The organism is Providencia sp. Me31A, from assembly GCF_050487165.1.
Classification (GTDB): domain Bacteria; phylum Pseudomonadota; class Gammaproteobacteria; order Enterobacterales; family Enterobacteriaceae; genus Providencia.
Genome location: NZ_JBKQGZ010000012.1, coordinates 1 through 25,181, shown reverse-complemented (window position 1 = coordinate 25,181; position 25,181 = coordinate 1). Strand labels below are relative to the sequence as shown.

General features: G+C 38.6%; 25 protein-coding genes. 16 read left to right on the top strand and 9 right to left on the bottom strand.

Annotated elements, in window-relative coordinates; all coding sequences use genetic code 11:
- The 4 genes from manX to pabB form a co-directional block, all read right to left on the bottom strand.
- Complete coding sequence (gene manX, locus ACLPIE_RS11415; protein WP_430261746.1) at positions 1–963, bottom strand: PTS mannose transporter subunit IIAB; 963 nt, start codon at positions 961–963, stop codon at positions 1–3.
- Positions 964–1,631: 668 nt separating this feature from the next.
- Positions 1,632–2,996 (bottom strand): L-serine ammonia-lyase, encoded by a 1,365-nt coding sequence (locus tag ACLPIE_RS11410; RefSeq protein WP_430261745.1) that lies wholly within the window; start codon positions 2,994–2,996, stop codon positions 1,632–1,634.
- Between the two features lie 277 nt (positions 2,997–3,273).
- Positions 3,274–3,834 (bottom strand): CoA pyrophosphatase, encoded by a 561-nt coding sequence (locus tag ACLPIE_RS11405; RefSeq protein ID WP_430261744.1) that lies wholly within the window; start codon positions 3,832–3,834, stop codon positions 3,274–3,276.
- Entirely contained in the window at positions 3,818–5,197 is a 1,380-nt protein-coding gene (gene pabB / locus ACLPIE_RS11400; protein WP_430261743.1) for an aminodeoxychorismate synthase component 1, read from the bottom strand. Before pabB ends, ACLPIE_RS11405 begins: the two co-directional genes overlap by 17 nt.
- A gap of 124 nt (positions 5,198–5,321) precedes the next feature.
- Between pabB and ACLPIE_RS11395 the strand changes: the two genes are divergently transcribed.
- Positions 5,322–5,501, top strand: coding sequence for a YoaH family protein (locus tag ACLPIE_RS11395; RefSeq protein ID WP_430261742.1), 180 nt, complete (start codon positions 5,322–5,324; stop codon positions 5,499–5,501).
- Positions 5,502–5,696: 195 nt separating this feature from the next.
- A complete protein-coding gene (yebF, locus tag ACLPIE_RS11390) occupies positions 5,697–6,062 on the top strand; it encodes a protein YebF (protein ID WP_430261741.1) in 366 nt (121 codons plus the stop codon).
- Positions 6,063–6,430: 368 nt separating this feature from the next.
- Here the strand turns inward: yebF and ACLPIE_RS11385 are convergent, their stop codons facing one another.
- Positions 6,431–6,661 carry a DNA polymerase III subunit theta gene (locus ACLPIE_RS11385; RefSeq protein WP_430261740.1) on the bottom strand — a complete coding sequence of 77 codons (231 nt, stop codon included), beginning with the start codon at positions 6,659–6,661 and terminating at the stop codon, positions 6,431–6,433.
- A gap of 283 nt (positions 6,662–6,944) precedes the next feature.
- On the opposite strand from ACLPIE_RS11385, the gene ftnA reads away from it, so the two are divergent.
- The 4 genes from ftnA to ACLPIE_RS11365 all read left to right on the top strand — a co-directional run bounded on the left by ftnA (position 6,945) and on the right by ACLPIE_RS11365 (position 9,362).
- The gene (ftnA, locus tag ACLPIE_RS11380; protein WP_430261739.1) at positions 6,945–7,448 is read left to right on the top strand and encodes a non-heme ferritin; all 504 of its coding nucleotides are present in this window, start codon (positions 6,945–6,947) and stop codon (positions 7,446–7,448) included.
- 216 nt (positions 7,449–7,664) lie between these two features.
- Positions 7,665–8,051, top strand: a complete 387-nt coding sequence (gene copC, locus ACLPIE_RS11375) for a copper homeostasis periplasmic binding protein CopC (RefSeq protein ID WP_430261738.1) — start codon at positions 7,665–7,667, stop codon at positions 8,049–8,051.
- Position 8,052: 1 nt separating this feature from the next.
- Positions 8,053–8,949, top strand: a complete 897-nt coding sequence (gene copD, locus ACLPIE_RS11370) for a copper homeostasis membrane protein CopD (RefSeq protein ID WP_430261737.1) — start codon at positions 8,053–8,055, stop codon at positions 8,947–8,949.
- A gap of 65 nt (positions 8,950–9,014) precedes the next feature.
- Positions 9,015–9,362 (top strand): DUF2511 domain-containing protein, encoded by a 348-nt coding sequence (locus ACLPIE_RS11365; protein WP_430261736.1) that lies wholly within the window; start codon positions 9,015–9,017, stop codon positions 9,360–9,362.
- 413 nt (positions 9,363–9,775) lie between these two features.
- On the opposite strand, the gene ACLPIE_RS11360 is transcribed toward ACLPIE_RS11365, so the two are convergent.
- The 3 genes from ACLPIE_RS11360 to yebS form a co-directional block, all read right to left on the bottom strand.
- Positions 9,776–10,009 carry a DUF1480 family protein gene (locus ACLPIE_RS11360; RefSeq protein WP_430261735.1) on the bottom strand — a complete coding sequence of 78 codons (234 nt, stop codon included), beginning with the start codon at positions 10,007–10,009 and terminating at the stop codon, positions 9,776–9,778.
- Positions 10,010–10,155: 146 nt separating this feature from the next.
- Positions 10,156–12,495 (bottom strand): PqiB family protein, encoded by a 2,340-nt coding sequence (locus tag ACLPIE_RS11355; protein WP_430261734.1) that lies wholly within the window; start codon positions 12,493–12,495, stop codon positions 10,156–10,158.
- Positions 12,470–13,696, bottom strand: a complete 1,227-nt coding sequence (gene yebS / locus ACLPIE_RS11350) for a membrane integrity lipid transport subunit YebS (protein WP_430261733.1) — start codon at positions 13,694–13,696, stop codon at positions 12,470–12,472. The genes ACLPIE_RS11355 and yebS overlap by 26 nt, the downstream gene beginning before the upstream one ends.
- Positions 13,697–13,831: 135 nt before the next feature.
- Between yebS and ACLPIE_RS11345 the strand changes: the two genes are divergently transcribed.
- The 6 genes from ACLPIE_RS11345 to ACLPIE_RS11320 all read left to right on the top strand — a co-directional run bounded on the left by ACLPIE_RS11345 (position 13,832) and on the right by ACLPIE_RS11320 (position 19,942).
- Positions 13,832–14,314, top strand: coding sequence for a GAF domain-containing protein (locus ACLPIE_RS11345; RefSeq protein ID WP_430261732.1), 483 nt, complete (start codon positions 13,832–13,834; stop codon positions 14,312–14,314).
- Positions 14,315–14,424: 110 nt separating this feature from the next.
- On the top strand, positions 14,425–15,114 hold the full coding sequence (gene proQ / locus ACLPIE_RS11340; protein ID WP_430261731.1) for an RNA chaperone ProQ: 690 nt from the start codon (positions 14,425–14,427) through the stop codon (positions 15,112–15,114).
- A gap of 19 nt (positions 15,115–15,133) precedes the next feature.
- Positions 15,134–17,173, top strand: a complete 2,040-nt coding sequence (gene prc, locus ACLPIE_RS11335) for a carboxy terminal-processing peptidase (RefSeq protein WP_430261730.1) — start codon at positions 15,134–15,136, stop codon at positions 17,171–17,173.
- Positions 17,174–18,104: 931 nt separating this feature from the next.
- Positions 18,105–18,986: a protease HtpX gene (gene htpX, locus ACLPIE_RS11330; RefSeq protein WP_430261729.1), complete on the top strand. Its 882-nt coding sequence runs from the start codon at positions 18,105–18,107 to the stop codon at positions 18,984–18,986.
- A 219-nt stretch (positions 18,987–19,205) separates the two neighbouring features.
- Positions 19,206–19,520 carry a DUF7677 family protein gene (locus ACLPIE_RS11325; protein WP_430261728.1) on the top strand — a complete coding sequence of 105 codons (315 nt, stop codon included), beginning with the start codon at positions 19,206–19,208 and terminating at the stop codon, positions 19,518–19,520.
- 143 nt (positions 19,521–19,663) lie between these two features.
- Complete coding sequence (locus tag ACLPIE_RS11320) at positions 19,664–19,942, top strand: hypothetical protein (RefSeq protein WP_430261727.1); 279 nt, start codon at positions 19,664–19,666, stop codon at positions 19,940–19,942.
- 176 nt (positions 19,943–20,118) lie between these two features.
- Here ACLPIE_RS11320 and ACLPIE_RS11315 read toward each other — a convergent pair whose 3' ends face one another.
- Positions 20,119–20,340 (bottom strand): DUF2594 family protein, encoded by a 222-nt coding sequence (locus tag ACLPIE_RS11315; RefSeq protein ID WP_430261726.1) that lies wholly within the window; start codon positions 20,338–20,340, stop codon positions 20,119–20,121.
- A 280-nt stretch (positions 20,341–20,620) separates the two neighbouring features.
- Here ACLPIE_RS11315 and ACLPIE_RS11310 point away from each other — a divergent pair, with 280 nt between their 5' ends.
- The 4 genes from ACLPIE_RS11310 to ACLPIE_RS11295 all read left to right on the top strand — a co-directional run bounded on the left by ACLPIE_RS11310 (position 20,621) and on the right by ACLPIE_RS11295 (position 25,067).
- A complete protein-coding gene (locus ACLPIE_RS11310) occupies positions 20,621–21,820 on the top strand; it encodes a sugar transporter (RefSeq protein ID WP_430261725.1) in 1,200 nt (399 codons plus the stop codon).
- Positions 21,821–21,962: 142 nt separating this feature from the next.
- Positions 21,963–22,295 (top strand): DMT family transporter, encoded by a 333-nt coding sequence (locus ACLPIE_RS11305; RefSeq protein ID WP_430261724.1) that lies wholly within the window; start codon positions 21,963–21,965, stop codon positions 22,293–22,295.
- Positions 22,296–22,350: 55 nt separating this feature from the next.
- Entirely contained in the window at positions 22,351–22,641 is a 291-nt protein-coding gene (locus ACLPIE_RS11300; protein ID WP_430261723.1) for a DUF333 domain-containing protein, read from the top strand.
- A gap of 287 nt (positions 22,642–22,928) precedes the next feature.
- On the top strand, positions 22,929–25,067 hold the full coding sequence (locus tag ACLPIE_RS11295) for an FdhF/YdeP family oxidoreductase (RefSeq protein WP_430261722.1): 2,139 nt from the start codon (positions 22,929–22,931) through the stop codon (positions 25,065–25,067).
- The last annotated feature ends 114 nt before the right edge of the window (positions 25,068–25,181 follow it).

The window sequence follows — 25,181 nt, the reverse complement described above, 5'->3', positions numbered from 1 at the left end:
TTATTTTTTAATCTTATTAATTAAGTCCATCATGTCGATTTTGCTATCGGATGAAACTTTTCTAACTTCAAGCTCAATATTTTTATCATACAAATAATTAAATGCGTCGATATCTTCTTGGTTGATGGAAACGGCATTAGTCACCATCGTTTTGCCTTCGTGGTATGCCATACCGCCAATATTGACTGATTTAATGTCTACACCTTCTTCTACAATACGTTTAACGTCTGTTGGGTTAGTAAATAACAGCATGACTCTTTCACCCGCATATTTCGGGTTGTCATAAACGCGGACACATTTAGCGACGTCAACAACGTGTGCGGTAACACCGGGAGGGGCGACTTGCTTAAGCAATGTAGAGCGAACTTGGTCTTTAGCCACTTCATCGCTGACAACGATTATGCGCTTAACTTTAGTTTCTTTGGTCCAGCGAGTTGCAACTTGGCCATGAATTAAGCGGTCATCAATACGGGCCAGCGCAATTACCATATGCTCGCCAGGGCCAGCTTTCACAGGAGCAGGCGTTTGCGTAGCGGGTGCAACAGGCGCAGGTTGGGCTTCAACTTCTTTATATTTAAAGGCGCGAACACCACCTCGTCCGGTTTCTAACGCTACTGTAATCAATTCATCCATTGTTGGATTATCATCACGGCACATAAATGTCTCAACGAGCATCGGAACATTTACACCAGTGATAATATCGTAATTATTATGTTCGTTAACTATGCGGCTTGCTGCGTTAAATGGACTACCTCCCCATGTATCGACAAGGAATAGCACCCCTTTAGAAGTATCTAAATCAGTTAATTTCTGGGTGTACTTTTCAAACAGGGTGTCTGCGTTTTCCCCAGGGATAAAGTCAATAAACGAAACGTTTTCTTGTTCGCCTATTAACATCTCGGTTGTTCGAAGAAGCTGCTCTGCGGCGACTCCGTGTGTACCAATCATAATAGCTATACTCACTATTTTTCCCTCATAGATAAATAAAACGAAATACTCTTTGTCGATAACTAGACGCTAAAGTTAGACGCCTATTTATCAATTTCCCCTGTATCATAATATTAGCTGAATAATTACAAATTTCGCATGGTATTCATGGCACAGCTAATCGTGTTATTAGTATCAAGTACAGTATTAGCATATCATTTTGTTTTAAGCCAAAAACTTGTTTCGCGTCAGAAAAATAAGAATAGACCTAAGAAACCCCAGCAATTTAAGATTGTTATCTTTTTATTTTCTTGTTGGTTTTATTAAAATCCAAAATAATGTTATTTTGAGAGTTAAATAATGTTATCGGTAACAAAATTAAAGATAAAAACTATTTCATATTGATATTTTGTTTATTTAATAGACAGATTAATGTGAAAAGTAATTCATATTCAGTGAGATGAAAAAGCACGTTTAGCATAAAATAGTAGCAAATGTATTTTTACGAGAATCACTTATCTTTGCTAAAGCTAATAAATCAACAAAAAATGTATGGGTAATTGATTAATTAAATTTGAAGGTTGTATGGTAAAACGCTGTTAAGTTAGGGGCTAGACTTTTTAATAGGCATTAAAAAAGCCCTCTTGAAAGCTGTCGATTGATAACAGAAAAGAGGGCATTTTTACTTTAAATTTTAGCGCTAGTTAATCACACTGAACTTTAATTGCTAACCCGCCACGGGAAGTTTCACGATATTTAGCATTCATGTCTTTCCCTGTTTCATACATGGTTTCAATGACTTTATCGAGTGAAACACGAGGTTCGCTGGTTCTGCGTAACGCCATACGTGTTGCATTCACTGCTTTGACGGATGCAATAGCATTGCGCTCAATGCAAGGAACTTGTACTTGACCAGCAACGGGGTCGCAAGTTAATCCAAGATTGTGCTCCATGCCAATTTCTGCGGCGATACAGACTTGTTCTGGACTACCACCGAATAATTCAGCTAAACCTGCTGCGGCCATGGAACATGCCACGCCCACTTCACCTTGGCAACCGACCTCAGCGCCTGAAATGGATGCATTCATTTTATACAAGATACCAATAGCACCCGATGCCAAGAAATAGCGCATATATAATTCAGGCGTTACAGGCTCAATACAATGGTTGTAGTAAGCGAGCACCGCTGGAACAATCCCGCACGCACCATTGGTTGGTGCGGTAACAACACGTCCACCAGCTGCATTTTCTTCGTTAACGGCTAAGGCATACATATTGATAAGGTCAACAACATTCATTGGGTCATTAGACAGTTTACTCGATGACGTTACTATGCGATTTAAAGCGGGCGCACGGCGAGGAACACGTAATGGTCCCGGCAAAACGCCTTCTGTATTTAAGCCACGTTCAATACAGGCTTGCATCGTGTGCCAGACATCAGCGAAATAATCTTCTATCTCTTGTTTGCTATGCAGGTCTAACTCATTTTTCATCATTAGACTGGAAATGGACAAACCAGATTTTTTGCAGTTGAGTAATAGTTCTTCAGCAGAGCTAAATGGGTAAGATACAGGCTTGCTATCTAAGGTCGTTTGACCAAAATGCTCTTCATCGACGATAAAACCACCGCCGATGGAATAGTAGGTTTTGGTATAAACCTCATCATTGCCAGCAAAAGCATGAATTGTCATGCCATTTTCATGTAAAGGCAGGTTATCTTGACGAAAATTCATACCTCCTTCAGCGGGGAAATCAACAACTTTAGCGCCATTTGCTAACGATAACTTTTCTGTTTCTTCCACATTTTTGATAAAAGTTGGGATGGATTCGATGTCAACAGTGGCTGGTAAATTACCGGCTAGCCCCATAATAATGGCGATATCAGTATGGTGCCCTTTTCCCGTAAGCGATAACGACCCATAAACATCCACTGAAATACGAGTGATGTTAGGTAGTAAATTTTTGCTCACTAAATCATCGACAAATTCTTTCCCAGCTTTCATTGGACCAACGGTATGAGAGCTTGACGGGCCAATGCCCACTTTAAACATGTCGAAAACGCTTATCACGCAGGACTCCTTAAAAAAAAGATGAAAATCTAGTGATTTATTTTAAAAGGCGCTACTTTACTGTTATTTAGTAGTGTTAACCAGTAAGTTTAAAGTATTTTTTGAAATAAGGTAGTTGCATGCAGAGAATTGATTATAAATAGCACAAAATGGTTGTGGTATGTGTAAAAAACAATCAGATGGTAGAGGTATATTTTGTAAGATATCACGTTATATAACGGTTATTCAAAAATATCACTCTGCAATATAAGCATTGTTTGGTGAAAAATGATAAAAATTAGTCTAGTTGTAAGGCTAGTTGATGAATAATTGATGCAGTCAATCCCCAAACAAGGTGGCCGTTATACCAATAAAAGAAAATACGGTTTTGCCGCCCTGAACGTTTAATATCGACATATTTATGACGTTGCAAAGATAGCGCGTCAAACAGTGGAACTTCAAATATAGATGCGACTTCGCTTGGGTTTGCTTGATACTGGATATTGTTTGGCAGTAATCCAACAATGGGGGTAACTTCGTAGCCGCCGTAACTCTGCAAAGGGGCTAGTTGGCCGAGCACTTTGACTTTTTCAGGAGGAATAGCCACCTCTTCATAAGTTTCGCGTAATGCCGTACTGATTAACGAATCATCCTCTGGGTCGCTAGCACCGCCAGGAAAGGCTATCTGTCCTGCATGAGAGCGTAAAAAAGGAGAACGTTGGGTAAGAAGGAGTGTGGGCGTAGGCTTATTAATAATCGGCAATAAAACAGCGGCCGACTTACCCGCCTTGCGTATTGGCTGGCGGGTTTTCGGTAATGTAAACTGAAAACGGTTAATAAAGTTATTCAGTTTGGTCATCAGTAGTTAACGCTCCTAATAAAGGCAGTATAAGACTTAGCTTATCAAATGTTTCTTGGTATTCCTTATTTGCTTGGCTATCAGCAACGATGCCTCCACCTGCCCAACAGTATAGGTGCTTTTTGTACGTTAGCAGGGTACGAATGGCAATATTGGTATCCATATTACCACAAAAACTAATATAGCCTATTGCACCACAATACCCATGTCGACGGTGCGGTTCTAACTCTTCAATAATTTCCATTGCACGGACTTTAGGTGCTCCGGTGATAGAACCTCCGGGGAAACAGGCACGTAATAAATCAGTAGCGCGATATTGTGTATCTAATTTTGCTGTGACGGTACTGACTAAATGGTGAACAGCAGGAAATGCTTCAACGGCAAATAGTTCAGGGACGTTTACCGTACCGGGGCGGGCTACTCGGCCAATATCATTTCTCAGCAAATCAACAATCATTAAGTTTTCAGCGCGGTCTTTGACTGAACTCGCCAATTTTTCAGCTTGCGCCAGATCGTCCAGTTCATTTTCTAAACGAGGTAATGTTCCTTTAATCGGGCGGGTCTGAATGTCCCCATCCTGTAAAAGAATGAAGCGTTCAGGCGAAATACTGATCACCGCATTTTCGGGAAGGCGTATAAAAGAAGAGAAAGGGGCACCATTGCGGTCAAGTAGGGCCAAAAATGCATTCCATTCATCACCTTTATATTTCGCTTTAAAACGTTGTGCTAAGTTGATTTGGTAACAATCACCACTACGTAAGTATTCATGGATGCGAGCGATGTTATGGTGATAGGTCTCCTCAGACATATTTGATTGCCAAGGGGAGGTTAATTGAAATTTGTTTTTACGAGGGGCTTTTTGTGCTTGTAGCCAAGCTAATCGTGCATCGACATCATCATAGCTGATAAGTGTGGTTGTTTTATTATGATGATCAACGATTAGCGCCCATAAATAGATACCGACAGCCATATCTGGAAACTGGAGTTCAGTTTTTGATAATTCAGGGAGTTTTTCAATACGGCGACCTAAATCGTAACTCCAGATCCCTAAAGCACCGCCATTAAAAGGTAAGTCAACACTGCCATTATCACCCTTTTGGTATTTATCAAGTAATTGCTGGAGTACCTCAAAGGGGTCGGCCTCCGTCATAATAGGCGCTTTCGCCTGCTCAACAACAGTAGTTTGTTGGTGATAAGTCGTTAATGTTGCAATAGGCTCGGCAACCACAATGTCAAATCGATTGTGCGAGTGCTTTGCATGGCCTGAGTGTAACAACATGGCCCATGGCAAGTGCGCGATAGGGGTAAAAAAATCGATTGCCGCATCAGGGCTATAAGGTAATTGGATTCTATTGATAACCATATTGATAAGTATAAATTTCCGCAAATGATTCTAAACAGATTAACATATATTCTTATCTTAATAATCGAAGAGATGTTAAAATCTTAATTATTGATTTTAATATTTTATTAATGAGGTTTAAACCATGTTTTCTGGGATGCCAGCACTTAACCATGAAGAGCAGCAACAAGCCGTTGAGAAAATTCATCAACTGATGGCCGATGGTATGAGTAGTGGTGAAGCTATTGCTTTAGTTGCTCAAGAGATCAGAGAGCAACACCAAGGAAAAGAACAAATCCATATGCGCTTTGATGATGAAAATTAATAATTTGTAAACATACTATTAACATTCATACATAAATCTGATAGATTAATATTAGTTAAGTCATTCTATTTATCAATGACGATTAGCCTGTAACCAGAAGATAACGGGTAAATTTAAACTATTTTTATAGGCTTAAATGGGCAGCTAAACTAATCAACAATCTCTACCTAACAAAAATAGGTATCGGAGGAGAGTATGGAAGCAAATAAAAAGATGGCTGTTGTTTTCGGAACGTGTGCATTTATTTTTAGTACTTTTGCACTTAGCGCAAACAACGAAGAAGGTAAAGCTGCACCCTTTGTCAGTTGCGGTTCATTAACCGAACCACAAGTGGCAGCACAAGTGAAAAGTGATTTTATGCATAACCGTTTGCCGCGCTGGACAGAAGAAAAAGCGGTATTAGGGAAAAAAGCTGTTGCATGGGTGAATGATAGTGAAGTCACAAAAACGGAAACCGGTTATACCGTGCCACTGACAGTTAGAGGCGCAAAAAAAGATCTCTATTATTCTGTTTCAGTAGATTGCCAAAATAATACTGTCACTTATAACACTGTGAAATAGCAAATTATTTTGATTAACAAAGGGAGTTCCTTTTGTTTGTTAAACTAGCTAGGGCTAACAACGGTAAGGTTAGCCCTTTTTGTTATTGCTAACCAAACTTTCTTTAACTCAGCAAGTTACTGTTGCAGTTAAAACGCATTGAGTAGTGGCATCAAGACATATGCTTGCATACCACTCATACCTTAACCCAGACAAATCCACCATGCTTTTAATACGTCAGAGAAAAACGATACATAGAGCATCATGAATATGATAATAAAAATCATAGGTCATTACCTTGCAAGAGAAAATAATGACCTACTACAATGCATAGAGAAGAGAATAGCCAATTACGGCTAAAAATGGAGGGATAAATAACTCCTTACATGTTAGCGATTTTTTGGCTCATAAGGCATACGGGCAAAATTCTGTGAGAGTTGGCGATAGTAAACTAAACGTTCCCTGAAATATTCTCTCAGGTGTTCAGGTTGTTCGCGTTCAACAGCTTCAGCAATAATAGCAATGTTGTAGCGTTCTTTAAATGCCACGCCAGAAGCTAAAAGGTCAACATTAATCTTATCCATTTCATCTTTAGGTAATAAAGCAAGGTTGTGGCTCATAGCGGATCTCAATAATTAAATAAACGACATGCTATTATTATGTGTTAATGAGAAGAAATCTCAATACATTTATTAAAAAATACAAATGAAACTAAATTAAATTACTGTCATATATTAAGATTAAAGCAGTGAAGGATAATGAGATTGATTATTATTGTTTTTAACAAAAGTTATTAATAATCAGTAAATTGAATTTTTTTGTTTTAATATTGTTTTAGGGTTTTAATTATTGTAATACTGTGCATAATATTACTCATTAGCAATTAATCGATAAGGTATAAATATGTTAACTACAGATATGATCAAAAAATTAAATGAGCAATTAAACCTTGAATTCTATTCTGCAAATCTATACTTGCAAATGAGTGCTTGGTGTAGTGATAAAGGTTATGAAGGTGCTGCTGCTTTCTTGAAAGCACATTCACAAGAAGAAATGGAGCATATGCAGCGTTTATTTGATTACCTTAGCGACACAGGCGCACTGCCACTATTAGGCCAAATCGCCGCTCCGCCAGTAGCATTTAAATCTATTGCAGATGTTTTTCAACAAACTTATGAACATGAGCAACTGATCACAAAAGAGATCAATAAATTAGCTCATTTAGCAATGACCACGCAAGACTACTCCACGTTCAACTTTTTACAGTGGTATGTCGCTGAACAGCACGAAGAAGAGAAATTGTTTAAATCTGTACTGGATAAACTGGATATGGTGGGTGAGTCTGGTAAGGCGCTTTTCTTGTTAGATAAAGACTTAAAAAGCTTGTCCTCTTCAACACATATCTAGTCTACTGTTTAAATGCATCTAATTGATGTATAAAGACCTTATTAGACTTATGGACATGGAGTCGAGATTTCAATGTTCATAAGTCTTTTTCTTTTCATTTTGTGTGAAAACTCACAGGATAGGCCGATAAAACCTATTTTTAAGCGGTAAAAATGGTTTTTTTCCGTATAATGATTGGCAATAATTCTAAATTCACCTGTAAATTAAGGGGTTACTATGCCAATTAACCATATTAAATCTTCGTGGCGCAAACTAAGTGCAGTCGCAGTTCTTTTCTTAGGTATGTCTTTTCAACAAGCTTTTGCTCATGCTCATTTAAAAGATCAGCTTCCCGCTGAAGGTGCAGCAATAGAGCAAGCACCAGAATCAATTACGTTGAATTTCTCTGAAGGTATTGAAGTTAATTTTGCTAAGATCAGCATTATTGGTCCAGAGAACAAAGTTGTCAAAACAGGTAAAGCGGCTTTAGACCCGAGTAATGACACCAAGGTCATCGTGCCTGTTGAAGACAAACTGGTTGCAGGAAAATACGATGTAAATTGGAGTGTAGTTTCAGTTGATGGGCACAAAACGAAAGGGACATACAGTTTTACAGTGAAATAACATGTCACTAGACGCTTTTTACACGCTTATTCGTTTTATCCATTTTATCGCTGCAATATTGATGTGCGGAATGTCAATATTCGCAGCGGTACTTTGCCGTGACCAATTTAGCTATTTACTAGGTCGTTATCTTAATAAAAGTATCTTCTTTTGTGCGATTATCACTGTGCTGACAACATTTGTTTGGATGATTGCACAAGCTGGTTTGATGGGAGATGGCTGGGAAGATAGCATTAATTGGCAAATATGGCAGGGAGTTTTAGGGACATCGTTTGGTCAAATATGGCGTTGGGAGTTGTTCTGCGCTATCATTTTGTTGTTTGTACTATGTATTAAACCAGTGAAATTGCGTTTAAACCTTATTTTAATCCTTTCTACTATATTGCTGGGTTTGCATGCTTTTATTGGGCATGCAGCAATGCACGATGGCATTATTGGAGTTCTTCATCAGGCCAATCAGTTCATTCATCTCATTAGTTCAGCATATTGGTTTGGCGGTTTGTGGCCATTTTTGATATGTATTCAATTTTTGCGACACAAACAAGAACTAGTGCAGGGGATGGATAAACAAATTATCAATACAATGATGCGCTTTTCTCGTGTTGGTCATATTGCTGTTATATTAGTAATTATCACTGGCATCATTAGCTCAATGACGATACTCCCTGATTGGCCATTGGAATATTCAGGCTCTGAATACCAATCGTTACTTTGGTTCAAAATTATTTTGGTTTTAGGTATGGTACTGTTAGCACTGTTCAATCGTTATTATGTTGTGCCGAATTTAAAGCAGCGTGGCCGTTTTAATCTATTGATAATCAATAGTTGGGCTGAGTTGTTACTTGGTACAATGGCAATTCTTGCAGTCGCTATTTTTGCGACCTACCAACCTATATAGCAAAGCTGTCTTATATCATGAAGTTAGTGGACAAAGATTTTTTAATGTTTAACAAGGTCATTTCAATGAAATACAAACTGATTATTTGTTCGTTGTTACTCAGTGGAACAATGAGCAGTGCCTTTTCTGCACCATTAACCTCCGTTAGTAAAAAGCAATTTGGTGACGACTGGCCATTTACGCGTGAAGAAGTAATGTTAGAGTGCCGTAGTAATGGAGCGTTGGTGGTGATTAACCCTGCAACATTAATGCAATACCCATTAAATGAAACAGCTACGGTGTTAATGAACAATAAAGAAATCAAAGCACAACCCATTGATGTACTACTGGCACCTAGTGACACAGTTAAAACTGTTGAGGAAAGAATACAGCCATTAAAAGAAGCGGCACAAAAGCTTTGTGTTACTAAGTAAGTTAGCAACTTCTGCTTAGTGTGCTATAAAATCAGTAGGGAAATGGAAGAATTAATAATTTTACTTATTAATCAATACAATACGGTCATGTAAGGTATTACTTATTGCTGGTATAGATAAAACCTATTGAACAAGTTGTTTAATATTGGAAAATTAAGCAATAATTTGTGTTAATAATATGTAAAATAATTGATAATAAATGTGGTAAGAACGTGAGTTCAACGCTAGTATTAGATTGTACTTTGTTACGTCTCAATAGCAATTTTAGCGCACGGCTCTGCCAGAGCCATTTCCCAAGGCCTGGTAATCGGAATCTACCAGGTCTCTTTTTTTGCCTATTATTTTGTTAATACTCATTGCATTGTTACTCGCCCGTTCTTACCTGAATCAATAACTCGCATATCATTTACCTGCTAAGCGAGTTTCATAATCCAATGGTGATTTTCTTTATCATAGCGATGACGATAGAGTAAAACCGGTTTTTCGTCCAAAGTTGCAGGGATGCTAGTGTGCTCATCCCAACCATCTAATTGCATACAGAAGTCTGTATCTGAATCACAAGGAATGCTTACCGTATCACTCTTGTGAGAAGCCATAACTGCATCATTAATTTCATAGGAAGATATTTTCAATTTTACAATACACATAACATCACCTCACTTACGCATTTTGTTGATATATATTTAGCCTAACAGAACTAAGCATAGTATAAATGGAATTCATTTCCAAAATATTTTTTCTGCAATAAGTAATAGAAGGTGCAATGTATTGTTAACATGCACCTTTATAGCGATTATTTTTTAGGTATTGATGTGCCCCAGTTCAAGTAGTCGCTAGGTGCCTCTAATTTCAGAATGAAATGTTGCTCCGACTTAGCTTTGGGGGCCAAAGGTACAGTAGGAGGGGTAGCAAGCGTGATCCCTCCACGGACAAATTGCCTAAATGTCCCACTTTTCATTACACCACCAGTAAGACCAAAGGAGAGATTAAAACCTGAAGATTGCCAAAATTCGGTATTATCACGTATCAAATATTGGTACTCTTTTCCTATACGTGTAGCGACATAAACACGATCGGAAAGTTCTCCCAAATAAAGCCCTGTCACGACGCCAACTTCTAATCCTCTAAATAAAATTGGGGTACCAACCTGAATAGAGCCCACATCACTGGCATCTAAGTATATTGTGAGACCATCTAAATAGCGTGAATCAGTGATATTGGCTGTTTGTAGCTCAAATTGGTAACGGTTTTTATTATTGCGCCCAGGCTCGGCGCTGATATAAGGTTGTAAGATACTATCAAGGTTATTCAATCCCGCAGGGGAGAGTTCAGGTGTTACGATAGCAAAGCGGCTACCTATTTTTGTAAAACTATTGACATACTCAGGGTAGAGTATTGCTTTCGCTTGTACCTCGCGTTTATCCGCTGATAGTTTTAATGACTCAATTTGACCAATATTAATACCTAAGTAACGAATCGGCATACCTTCGGAAAGTTTAGTAGCGTCAAAGGTTGTAAGAGTAATCACACTTCCGATGGCTTTGGCTGATGTTTCATTAGGGTACAGGGTATGTTGTCGGGTCGTATCAGTCACACGACTATCAAGATTATCGAAACTAATTGCACCGCTTATCGCTCGGCTCAATGGCGCTGCCTGCACGGTTAGTCCATTGCTATTTAGCTTCACTTTTGCACCACCTTCAGCCCAGAACACACTATTTTCAGTCAACAGGTGGCGATACTCACTGGAAATATTCACATTCACAGCAAACCCTCTTTGTGTTGGTGTAATGGATATAATTTTACCAACAGCAAATTGGCGATAAAGGACGACAGAGCCTGCTTGTATATCCGGCAATGTTGCAGTATTAAGGGTAATGGTTGTTGGTGGTAATGTTCCTAAAATACCCGCTTTAGCATTATCATCACTGCGGTATAATGGGAAAGCATCAGGGAGTGTCCCTTGGCCTTTGCCAGCAATAAGGTGTATTCCTCCATCCAACCATTCTTGTGGTGTAGCGCCTTGGAATTGCAACCCATTAAACCCTAATTGAATATCCACCCGGCTATTGGCAACAAACTTACTATCTTCGCGAACAAGGTGCTGATATTCATCATAGATTGCAATGTTAAAATTAACTTTATCAGCTGTTAAGTGACGTTGTAACACTTCGCCAATTTGAATTCCTTTATAAACAATAGGCTGGCCTTTATCCACACCATAAGTATCATTAGCCCAAAGCGTTAAACTTAATGGTGGCTTGCCATCTTGCTCTGCGGCTTGTGCTGCTGTTCGACTGGTCCGCAAGACGTAATGTTCACCTTCTTCAGCGGGTGAACTTCCTTCTGGTGAGTCAAAAGCAATTGCACCGTTGATCACCGCAGAAAGGCTTTCCATTTTGACATGAGCACCGGATTTAAGATCAAAGCTACCTTGTAAACCAGATACATTCCAGAATTGGCTTTTTTTGCGTACTAAATGAGCATAAGGTTTTCTGACTACCGCAGAGATAGAAACACCTTGATTATCAGGTAAAACACTATAATCCGAAATATAACCGACAGGCACTTTTCGATAATAAATAGGTGAGTTTTCTGTTAGTGAACCGAGGTCTTGCGCTGTCAGATGAATAAGCAATTCACCTTGATCAATATTGAGCTGAGGAGGGGTGTCTTGTGCAACAAAAGAGAATTGTTCAGTCCCAGTACTCGGTAACATACCAATATAATTTCCGCCGACAAGCGCATCGAGGCCAGAGACCCCTGCAAGTGAGGCTTTAGGTGTGACTAGCCAAAATTTAGTGCCTGAGTTTAGTGCAGAGCGCATATCTTTATTAATACTGGCCGTCACGATGATGGTTTTCATATTTTTGCTGATAGCCACGGACTGAACTAAACCAACTTCAACACCTTGATAACGAATAGGAGTACGATTGGCGACGACACCGGGCGCAGACGTAAACTCGATGGTGATATCGGTGCCACGTTCAACCCAATGTTGAAATAGCAACCAGCCAGCAATGAAAATAGCGACTAGCGGTAATAACCAAAAAGGTGAGACTTGGCCTCGTTTGCGTAGTAGCGCTTCTGTCGCTTGTTCAGAAGGCTCATTTTGCGGGTTTTGATTTTCCATAAGAATCCCAGATTAAACGGCTATCTAACCATTCAACAGCCAAAATTGTTAAAATAACGGCTGTTCCAAAATAAAGAGCAGCTGGCCCCATAGTAAAAGACATTAGCTGATCACGGTTTACTAATGTCATCATCAAGGCAATCACAAATAAATCTAACATTGACCAGCGGCCTATCCATGAAACGAATTTGAGTAATTTCATACGTAGAACCGGGTTGGTATTGCTGTTTAAATGAATGGAAAATAGTAATAATATCATAATGATGATCTTCACGAATGGCACTAATATACTTGCGATAAATACAATTATTGCAATTGGCCAGTTTCCTGAATCAATTAAAGAGACAACGCCTGAGTAAATAGTGTCTTCTAAACGTTGCCCATTCAGATAAAATATAGAAATTGGCATTAAATTAGCAGGAAGTAATAACACCATGGCGGCAATCAGTGCGGCCCATGTTTTTTGCAAACTGTGAGGCGAGCGTTCTTGCAAGGGGCGGTGGCAACGCTGACATTTCCCTTGTTGATTAGCTGAGCCTGTATAGTGGCAAGCTGTACAAATTAACGTTTTCTCTTGCCCCTCTTTATCTTCAATGGGATAAAACTTACGCCACAATTCATCTAGATTCATGTGGATAAGAATCAATAAACTCAGAACTGACATAGTGATAAAAGCAATTAACCCATGCCCCACAAATACACTGGCATAGTCTTGCATTTTTATGGCGGCGATACCGAGTGCTATAAGATAGACATCTAACATCACCCATTCTTTCATATGGGCTAAGACGAGTAAAATTGGGCGAAGGTTGAGATTAATTCGCCGACCAATTAATAACATTAAAATTAATATAGGGAGCAATAAAGGCGCGGCAATCGCACAAAAAGCCACTATACTTGCCGTAAATGGGTCGCCTTGCTGGTTAATTAACCGTATTCCTTCGATAACATTGGCATTAATTTGGCTACCAAGTAAATAAATGGAAATAAGCGGTTGAAAAAATGCAATCGGTGAAAGCATTAATAATGTAATAGACAAGATTGACAAACGGTTCAACGACCAAGATCGGCCATCATTGAGCTGGCTAGAACAGCGAGGACAAACAATGACTTGCCGCAAACTAAAGCGCGGAGTTAGTATCTTCTGATTGCAGTGGCAACAACGTTGCAAAATCAAGTCAGGGTGTTTAATGTGGTTCATATTGACTCATTTTAATAGCTCGCTTAGATGTAATCTAGTGTAAAAAAATTTACCTCAAAGTGACAACTTGGTAACCTTAGGGGTATTCTTATTACAGGTGTTTTATTAATTACTTGATTATTACTAGAATTAATTATGGATAAAAAGAAGTATTATCTTGAACTTTCAGATAATTTCTCTGCACTTATTGCTGGAGAATATGATGTAATTGCAACCTTAGCAAATACTAGTGCATTACTATATGAGCGCCTTGTGGGGGTTAACTGGGTGGGTTTTTACCTGAGTAATGGCCAAGAATTAGTATTAGGCCCTTTTCAAGGTAAGGTTGCGTGTGTACGAATTCCTTTTGGTAAAGGGGTCTGTGGAACCGCGTTTAGCCACAATCAAGTTCAGTGTGTAGAAGATGTTCATGCATTTCCAGGTCATATTGCCTGTGATGCGGCAAGTAACTCTGAAATTGTTTTTCCTCTGGTCGTTAATAAGCAAATTATTGGTGTTTTAGATATAGATAGTCCAAATATTAGCCAATTCGACCAAGAAGATGAAAAATGGTTACAACACCTTGTAAACCAGTTGTGTCAACATCTGGCAATGTGTTCTATGCCAAAATATTACTAAATATTGATCAGTTAAATTAATAGTAACGTGGCAATTGTTAGCAACACGATTATAATGTCGGCTTGTTCATGCCCGTGAGGTTGGCAAAATCGTTGTTATCAGGAAATTTCATGGAAAATCAACCTAAGTTGAATAGTAGTAAAGAAGTTATCGCATTTTTAGCAGAGCGTTTTCCTCGCTGTTTTATCGCTGAAGGCGAAGCACGTCCGTTAAAAGTCGGAATTTTTCAAGATATCGTAGGGTGCTTAACTGAAGAAGATGGTATTAGTAAAACGCAATTGCGTTCTGCATTGCGTATGTATACCTCTAGCTGGCGTTATCTCTACGGTGTTAAAGAAGGCGCCAAACGCGTAGATCTTAATGGTGAAGATTGCGGTGAATTAGACGCAGAGCACATAGCTCACGCGCGTCAGCAATTGGCTGAGGCTAAAGCTCGCGTCCAAGCGCAGCGTGCTGAACAAAAAGCACAAAAGCGTCCAGCTGCGAAAAGGCCAAGTGATAAACCTGCTCGCAGTCAAGATGCCGCTAAAGAGAAAGCGCCTCGCCGTCGTCCATCAGACAATAAAGAACGCCCGCAAACTACATCTGCTAAGAACCCTCGTCGTGCTACCCCAGCTTCAGAGCAAAATCTTAAATCAGTCACCGATATCAACACACTTCAAATTGGTCAAACTTTGAAAGTGAAAGTCGGTACGAGTGTGATGGATGCCTCTGTACTGGAAATCGCTAAAGACGGTGTTAGGGTTCAATTGCCAACTGGACTGGCAATGATTGTACGCGCGGAACATTTAAAGTTCTGATACGGAGGTCAATCAGGTCATGAACAAACTTCTTAAAATTGCATTAGTGGTCAGTTTATCTACTTTCGGCTATGCAATCGCTAATACTCAAGCAGTGGCTCCGGTCACTGCTGCTCAGTTGCCTGTCTTAAAGCAGAGCGTGCAACATGGCACTGTGAGTGAAAGGGTGACCTCTCGGTTTACTCGCTCTCATTACCGCCAATTTGATTTAGATAAAGCGTTTTCTGGAAAAATATTTGATCGTTATCTCAATATGTTAGATTTCGGTCATAATGTTTTACTTCAATCCGATATTGATCAATACGCCAAAGATAAAGGTAAAGTGGGGCAGTGGCTTGAAGATGGCAAATTAGATACGTTTTATGACCTGTATAATCTGTCTCAGGAAAGACGTTTTGAACGTTTTAAATATGCACTTGCACGTTTAGAACAACCGATTGATTTAAATGCAACGGATTCTATTGAAGTTGACCGATCTAAGTCACCTTGGCCGAAAGATAAGCAAGAGCTTGATCATCTTTGGGATCAAAAAGTGCGCTATGATTGGTTGAATTTAAAACTTTCAGGTAAAGATGACAAAGAAATCAAAGAAAAACTCACTAAACGTTATAATTTTGCGCTAAGACGTTTAACTCAAGTGCAAAGTGAGGATGTTTTCCAACTGATTGTAAATTCGTTTGCACGTGAAATTGATCCGCACACTAGTTATTTGTCACCTCGCAATACAGAACAATTCAATTCTGAAATGAGTTTATCGCTGGAAGGAATTGGTGCGGTACTACAGCAAGATGATGAAAACACAGTGATCAATTCATTGGTTGCTGGCGGTCCTGCTGCGAAAAGCAAAGCGCTAAAAGTCGGTGATAAAATCATCGGTGTAGGACAAACAGGTAAACCGATTGTCGATGTAGTGGGTTGGCGCCTTGATGATGTGGTTGCATTAATCAAAGGCCCGAAAGGTAGTAAAGTCCGGTTAGAAGTCGTTTCTGATACTAAAGGGGCGAAACCCCAGATTGTCACTATAGTTCGGGAGCAGATCCGATTAGAAGACCGGGCTGTAAAACTAACGGTTAAACAACAAGGTAAAGAAAAAGTTGCGGTGCTGGATATTCCTAGCTTTTATGTCGGTTTAACTAACGACGTAAAAACTCAGCTGCAAAATATGGCAAAAGATAATGTTTCTGCATTGATTATCGATTTACGTGGTAATGGTGGAGGTGCGTTAACTGAAGCCGTGTCTTTATCCGGCTTATTTATTCCACAAGGACCTATTGTCCAAGTTCGTGATAATAATGGGCAAGTACGTCAAGATGTGGATGATGATGATGTTGTTTACTATAAAGGTCCATTAGTTGTTTTAGTTGATCGTTTTAGTGCATCAGCATCGGAGATTTTTGCCGCAGCAATGCAAGATTATGGTCGAGCAATGATTGTTGGGGAACCTACTTTTGGTAAAGGTACGGTACAACAACATCGTAGTTTGAACCGTGTTTATGACCAAATGCTAAAACCTGAGTGGCCGTCATTAGGTTCAGTGCAATATACAATTCAAAAATTCTATCGAGTAAATGGTGGGAGTACGCAACGTGAAGGGGTTACTCCTGATATTGTAATGCCGACAGGGCAAGACCCCGCAGAGACTGGGGAAAGCTTTGAAGATAATGCATTGCCATGGGATAGTATTCCACCAGCCAATTACACTCGTGTTGGTGATATTTCTTCTGACTTATCATCAATTAAAACGAAGCATTTAGCGCGTATTAGCCAAGATCCTGAATTCAATTATATTGATGAAGATATTGCACGCTATAAAGCGCATAAGGATAGTAAGAATCTGATTTCGCTCAATTATGCTGAGCGTCAAAAAGAAGATAATGAAACCGAAGCGACTAAATTGAAGCGTATAAATGAACGTAATGCACGTGATGGTAAGCCATTACTAAAATCAATTGATGACTTACCAAAAGATTACGAAGCCCCCGATCCGTATTTAGATGAAACGGTGAAGATGGCGATTGATTTAGCAAATCAAAATAACAAAATGCTATCAGGTAAATAAGTTAGTGACATGAAAGCCAGCGTAAGCTGGCTTGAGGTTGTTGACAAAGCGGGATAAAAGCGTGCTTTCCCGCTTTGTGTTATCAGCTGAAAATCAATGAATTGATTTTCCTTGTTTATGTTTAATAACCTATACGACTTGCCGCCAAACATAATATGTTTATCAGCAGTCTGGAGCCACCTAAATTCGGTGGCTTTTTTATGAAAAGAACATCTTCGTTTTCACGCGTGCAAGTTTATTCAATTTTTTTATTTATCTAGATTATTATAAAAACAATTGTTCAATGTACCTTTGATATTTATCTAACATTAACTAATTGATAGAGCTATTTAAATGCTAGATGAATAACTTATTCAAGAATTAAATAAGTCAGATAAATAGTCTACCATTGGACAAATAAAAAAGATGAACGATAATGCGAGCAAAAAGGCCTCTGATAAAAGGTCAGAGGTTGCTATATTAGTGAAAGAATAATCCTCTAGAACTGTTAGAGGACCTGCTAAGATAGGAAAGGAAAAAGCGTCAAAAGCAAGAGCTAATGAAAACGAGAGTCATATAACTGCTCGCATTATTTTTGCTATAAAATAATTAAAAAAGTTAACATTTATTCATTTGGCATGCAAAGTGAGTGAAAAGATGAATAAATACAGTAAATGGTTTGTGGCTATCATTAGGTTAATTTTATTATTTTAATTAAAAATAACTGTAAATTTAATTAGTTACAAAATGGATTTGCAAAAGAAATGATTAAGTATAGGGTCGCAAGAGGTATCAAAACATCCGGTGTACTATCGCATGTTTTGAGCTAATTATGTAAAGTTATGTTATTTTTTAAGGTTTTTACGTTAATACGCTTGAAATAGTGTGAAAAAACCTTATTTATAAAGTAAATTCTACGTGATATTTGTTTTTACCAAGGAATACATAAAAAATGATGAGAATTGCGTTATTCTTACTCACCAACTTAGCTGTTATGTTTGTGTTTGGGATCATTTTAAGCTTAACGGGTATTAGAGGGAGCAGTGTTCAAGGCCTGCTCATCATGGCGGGGTTATTTGGATTTGGTGGTGCGTTTATCTCGCTGCTGATGTCTAAATGGATGGCGCTGAAATCTGTCGGTGGTGAAGTAATTGAAACGCCACGCAACCAAACAGAGCAATGGCTAGTTTCGACTGTTGAGCGTCAAGCACAACAAGTTGGAATTCAGATGCCACAAGTGGCTATTTACCATGCTCCCGATATCAATGCTTTTGCAACAGGCGCACGCCGTGATGCCTCATTAGTGGCTGTGAGCACGGGTTTACTTGAAAATATGAGCCGTGATGAAGCAGAAGCGGTTATTGCTCATGAAATTAGCCACATTGCTAATGGTGACATGGTCACGATGACGTTGTTGCAAGGGGTTGTGAATACGTTTGTTATCTTTGTCTCACGTATTATTGCGCAAGTTGCAGCGGGCTTTATGTCAAATAATGATAATGAAAGCGAAAGTAGCAATGGCAACCCAATGGTGTATTTTGCAGTTTCTATGGTACTGGAGATTGTTTTCGGTATCTTAGCGAGCATCATCACAATGTGGTTCTCTCGTTATCGCGAATTCCACGCAGATGCAGGTTCGGCCAAATTAGTGGGGCGTGAAAAAATGATTGCTGCCTTACAACGCCTCAAAACTAGCTATGAACCACAGGAAGAAGGGCGCTTAATGGCATTTTGTATCAATGGTCGTGGAAAAGCATTTAGTGAGTTATTCTTATCTCATCCACCATTAGATAAGCGAATTGAAGCACTACGCTCAGGTGAGTATTTAAAATAGTAGTGAAAGAAAATAATGATCAAGCCGCTAAATAGCGGCTTGAGGTTGTTGACAAAGCGGGATAAAAGCGTGGTTTTTCCCGCTTTGTGTTATCAGCCGAAAATCAATAAATTGATTTTCCTAGTTTATTTTCAAAACCTATATGACTTACAGCCAAACATAATATATTTGTCAGCAGTCTGAAGCCGCTAAATAGCGGCTTTTTTATGGAGTAATAAAATGAGTATGAGATTGTCCAATAGTGTTAGCGGTGCTATTCGAACGTTTGCATATTTTATGACAAGTGGTAGCCATTACATGTTAAATGATATTGATTATTTATCACTGTGTTCAGATGAACCGAGCCTTGTCGAGCAAGTGTATGCAATATTAATTAATACGTTAGTGCTAGATGATCGTGGAGAGGTCGTCAATTTTACACATGCGCAGAAACGTGCGACAGATTATATTCGCCACTATCATGATCCATCTTATGTTGTAATACCTGCCTATGAAGACTGGGAGCTAGAGTTGCATGGTATCCCTATTAACTAACTCATGTCTAAGTGCCTTTCTATTATCTATAAACATCCATACTTATTAATATTTAATATGCATAATCAATATGTAATAAGCAAAATTACGCTATGATTAATTCAATTCAGTAATGTAATTGATATTAACTCGGAGGTAATCGTATGGATGTGTTGGTCAAAACGTTGCTATTTGGTAATTCATTTTTAACAGTAGTGAATCCTGCTCGCTTAGTCCCTATTAAATTTGAAATTTATCAGTCAGACCAAGGTTTTTACCATCGAATATACAAACAGGTGGGGATATCTGGGGCTAATCTCGGGCAAGTATTTCAAGTTTGGGCATTTGAAGAACAAAAGAGTTGGGATAAACAGACCATAGTAACGACGGTCGAAGACTATGCTAGTTATTGTAAAGTGATTTATGAAAGTGCAGGCAATTAAAATTAGATAAAAAAACCCCCTTCTTATAGGGTTTGAAGGGGGAGCTAAATGAATAAAGAATGGTTTAATTCATGAACAAAGATAAATGATTTAAGTCATTAAAACTTAGTTATTTGTGCAGTTTAACCCATTCAGTAGTGCATTTATCTTTTAAATAGCATTTATCGCTAAATAATCTATTGGCGATAGCCTGTTTTTATTTGTTCTAACGTATTTTTGTAGGTTTCTGCCTGCTTTTCATCTTCCATGAGTGCAATTTCACGTTGCATATTGATTAATATTTTACCTGCATCAGCTTGGCCAATCGCTTTGAGCATATGAGTAACTAAATTCTTTAAACAAGTCACTTCGTCAGCTAAAACGTTTACATCAGGCTCAGTAGGAAAATGATTTTTCATTAAATAGATCCTTTAAGAATAAAAAGTAATGAGTGAATTGTAACATAGAAAGAAATGATATGGTTTGTAATGTTTAGAATGATTTTTATGATGAGAGTGTGGCTATCAGCCTTTAACGTCAATAAAAAACTGTGATACAATTCACAAATTGACTACTAAACCAAACAATTGCTTAATAATCACTTAATTACTCTTAGTAGCTATATTTTTAATAGCAATTTGCTGAGACTGTCATTCAGTTAGGTGCGTTTATTTGTGAGAAATCAAGGCTAAGACAAACATGACACAGGTTTCTAGGAAAACAGCTTGGGTCCGCGTGGTAGCACTCGCGGTTGCTGCATTTGTTTTTAATACAACAGAGTTTGTGCCTGTTGCACTGCTTAGCGATATTGCACAAAGCTTTGATATGACAGTGGCGCATACAGGTTTAATGATCACCATCTATGCTTGGGTGGTGGCGTTAATGTCATTACCATTAATGTTGCTGACTAGTAAAATTGAACGCAGAAAATTACTGGCTTTCTTATTTGTCATTTTTATTATTAGCCATATAGTTTCTGGTTTTGCATGGAGTTTTGAGGTGTTGATTGGTGGGCGAGTGGGTGTTGCTTTATCCCATGCAGTGTTCTGGTCAATTACTGCCTCTTTAGCCATCCGCGTTGCACCTCCCGGCAAGAAAGCGCAAGCACTTGGATTATTGGCGACGGGGACGGCTCTAGCGACAGTATTGGGCTTACCTATTGGGCGTGTGATTGGGCAGTTTTTAGGGTGGCGAGTGACATTCTTATGTATTGGCGTCATTGCACTATTCACTATGATTGTTTTAGTACGCTTTTTACCTCGTTTGCCAAGTGAACATTCAGGTTCTTTAAAAAGTGTTCCAATGTTATTCCAGCGTCCTGCATTAGTTGGGATGTTTGCACTAACGGTTCTGGTTGTTACTGCTCATTTTACCGCATACAGCTATATCGAACCGTTTGTTCGTGAGGTTGCATTACAAAGCCAAAACTTTGCCACATTATTATTGTTAATTTTTGGTGGTGCAGGGATCATCGGTAGTGTTATTTTTAGTCGTTACAGCAGCAAGTTTTCACTTTCATTTTTACCTGCTGCGATTGCATTGATGACGGTTTGTTTATTGTTGTTAATGCCGTTGGGGGGGGATGCATGGTCATTGATTATTCTGTCTATTTTCTGGGGAATAGCAATGATGTGTATTGGTCTTGGAATGCAAGTTAAAGTGATTGATTTATCACCGGATGCAACTGACTTAGCTATGTCCATTTTTTCCGGGATCTTTAACATCGGTATTGGTGGTGGCGCATTACTCGGTAACCAAGTTATTGTTCACATGGGAATGACGAGTATTGGTTATATTGGTGGAGTGATTGGTGTTGTTGCTCTAATATTGTGTGTTTATTTATTTAGACGCTACAGCCAGTCATTAGATGATAAAATGGCGGTTACAGCAAATCATTAGTTAGCAGTTAAAATAGATAAGAGTAGAAGCTCTGCCTTATTTTTGATGATAGGCGGGGCTTTTTTATGGTTATCTATTTGTGTAACAAATAAATAATATGCTAAATTTTAACTTGCTGGGTTATTTAAAATAAAGGAATACAATGAAAGGGTTAGGATTTTTATTGATATCTATCATCGCTGAAGTTATTGCAACAACAACTCTAAAAGCTTCAGACGGTTTTAGTCGTTTTTGGCCGTCATTAATTGTTATTATCGGCTACGCAGTTTCTTTTTGGGGGCTTTCACAGGTGGTAAAAATGATGCCATTGGGAATTGCGTATGCGATTTGGTCAGGGTTAGGTATTATACTGGTATCTGTAGCTGCAATTTATATTTACAACCAAAAACTCGATTTACCCGCAATTATTGGTATGCTACTCATTATTATTGGTGTCTTAGTCATCAATTTATTTTCAAAAAGTGGTAGCCACTAAATAGTGGGTAAGGAATGTTTAAGTGGCATGATTGGAGATACAGGGGATCAGGCATATGGTTAATCAAGTTGTTAAACCCGTAATAGCAATATCATTTATTGGGGTTATATCTATCATGCTATCTGCGTGTGGTAGTTCAAACGTGAATAAATCGGTGGAACAGTCTGCAAGTCAGTATGCCCAGCAAGTGGTCAACCTAGGGCCTGGTGCGCAAGAAGCTTGCGTGTCAGCGGGCGGGTTACCTGCTCTCACATTAGAATTAAATGGGTCACAAACGGCAGTATGTCAATTTGCGAATGGTAAACGCTGTGCAGCTGATATTATACAATCAGGCTCTTGTATATAAATTATCTTTTTATGAAGTTAATTAACCTTCTATTAATTATTAATATGAGGTTAATTAACTAGATGCATTTATTCTATCTAGTTTATTTTTATATTTATATTTTATAATTACTATCTATTATCAATTTATTTATTCTTATTTTATCTAATTACGAACATCTATTTATGTTTTTATTTTTTCATTGTTGATATTTAACGATGATATTACTAATATTAAATAATAAAGAATAATTTCGATAAATATAAAGTTATATACACACACTTAAATTTATTAAAGAGTAATGTCAAATGAAAAAGAAAATTGAAGCGTATGATGGTCCCGCTGCGGGTTGGGGCGCAGTCAAAGCTGTTGCAGAAGCGTTACGTGGTCAAATGAAAGTGGGGCACGATATAATTGCTATGTTTGAAATGAATAAGGTGGATGGTTTTGACTGTCCTGGCTGTGCGTGGCCTGATCCAATACATACAGCATCATTTGATATTTGTGAGAATGGTGCAAAAGCAATTGCTTGGGAAGCAACATCCAAAAAAACAACGCCGGAGTTTTTCTCTAAATATACCGTTACAGAATTACTTGAGTGTGATGACTTTCATTTAGAAAATGAAGGGCGTTTAACTCACCCGATGAAATATAATTCACAAACAGATAAATATGAACCTATTGAATGGGAAGATGCATTTCAACAAATAGGTGCGCGCTTACAAAGTTATTCGAATCCAAATACCGTTGAGTTTTATACTTCCGGTCGGACTTCAAATGAAGCTGCATTTTTATATCAACTATTTGCTCGTGAATACGGAACAAATAATTTCCCTGATTGTTCAAATATGTGTCATGAACCAACAAGTGTAGGTCTTGCTGGCTCTATTGGTGTTGGTAAGGCGACAGTATTGTTAGACGATTTTGATAAAGCGGACTTGGTGATTTGTATAGGTCATAATCCAGGGACTAATCATCCTAGGATGTTAAGCTCATTGCGTGAAGTTTCTAAACGTGGTGCAAAAATCATTGCAATAAATCCTTTAAGAGAGCGTGGTCTTGAGCGTTTCACATACCCGCAAGACGTGGTAGAAATGCTAACGTTAGAGTCCACACCTTTAGCAGGACACTATTATAAAGTTCGTATTGGCGGTGACACTGCCTTACTTAAAGGTGTTATGAAATTATTGCTTGAAAAGCACCAAGCTGCGGTGGATGTAGGAAAAGAGCCTATTCTCGATACTGAATTTATATCAACTCATACTCATGGTTATGAAGCTTTAAAAAAAGACTTACTGACAACGAGCTGGAAGGATATTTTAAGGGTATCAGGTTTACCTCTTGAGTCTATCGAAGAGATTGCTGATCTTTATATTGAGGCAAAAAGTACCATTATTTGCTATGGCATGGGGATCACTCAGCACCAACATGGTACACAAAATGTTCAGCAATTAGTTAATTTACTGCTATTAAAAGGCAATATTGGACGCGCTGGTGCGGGGATTTGCCCATTGCGTGGCCATTCGAATGTTCAAGGTGATAGAACTGTCGGTATTACGGAAAAACCATCAAAAACCTTTTTAGATAAAATTGAACAACGATTTGGTTTTAAACCACCAAGCGAATTTGGTCATGCTGCCGTTGCAAGCATGCAAGCCATTTATGAAGGAAAAGCGAATGCTTTAATTTGTATGGGTGGAAATTTAGCGGTGGCGATGCCAGATAAAGACGCTTGTTTTACAGGTATGAAACAACTTGATTTAGCTGTTCATATAGCAACTAAGCTAAATCGTTCTCATCTATTAACAGCGAAGCATACCTTCTTATTACCTGTATTAGGACGTAGTGAGATAGACAGGCAAAGTAGTGGTGTACAATGCATCACTGTAGAAGACTCTATGTCGATGGTTCATGCCTCAAAAGGTTTACTAAAACCATGTAGCCCTTATCTTAAATCTGAGTGTGCGATTGTTGCAGGGATTGCTAAAGCGACAATACTACAGACTAAAGTAGAATGGGATGACTTCATCAGTAATTACGACTTGATCCGTGACGCGATGGAAGCGGTGTTACCTGATTTTGATGATTACAATGCGCGTATTAAAATACCAGGAGGGTTTCATCTGACGAATGCGGCTTCTGAACGGCGTTGGTTAACGCAATCAGGCAAAGCAAATTTTGTACCGACAGAAGGCGTTATTGAAGACCCGAATTCAGCAGTCAATAGTGAATTAATTTTGGCAACATTGCGTAGCCATGATCAGTATAATACCACAATTTACGGATTGAATGACCGATACCGTGGTGTGTTTGGGCAACGAGATGTTGTTTTTATCAGTGGAGCAGAAGCCCAAAAACAGAAGTTACAGGCGGGAGACAAAGTTAATCTTATTGCATTAGACCGTGAATTAAAGCCAACAAAACGTCGTTTAGATGTAAGCGCTTAATGAACCAGTAAAGCTTTACTCAACCTCACTGATTTCTACGTTCCATGGCATGAGATCCGACACATCATCTTTCGGACTTCGTTTTGGTAACTCGGTAAACAGGTGTTGGAAGTA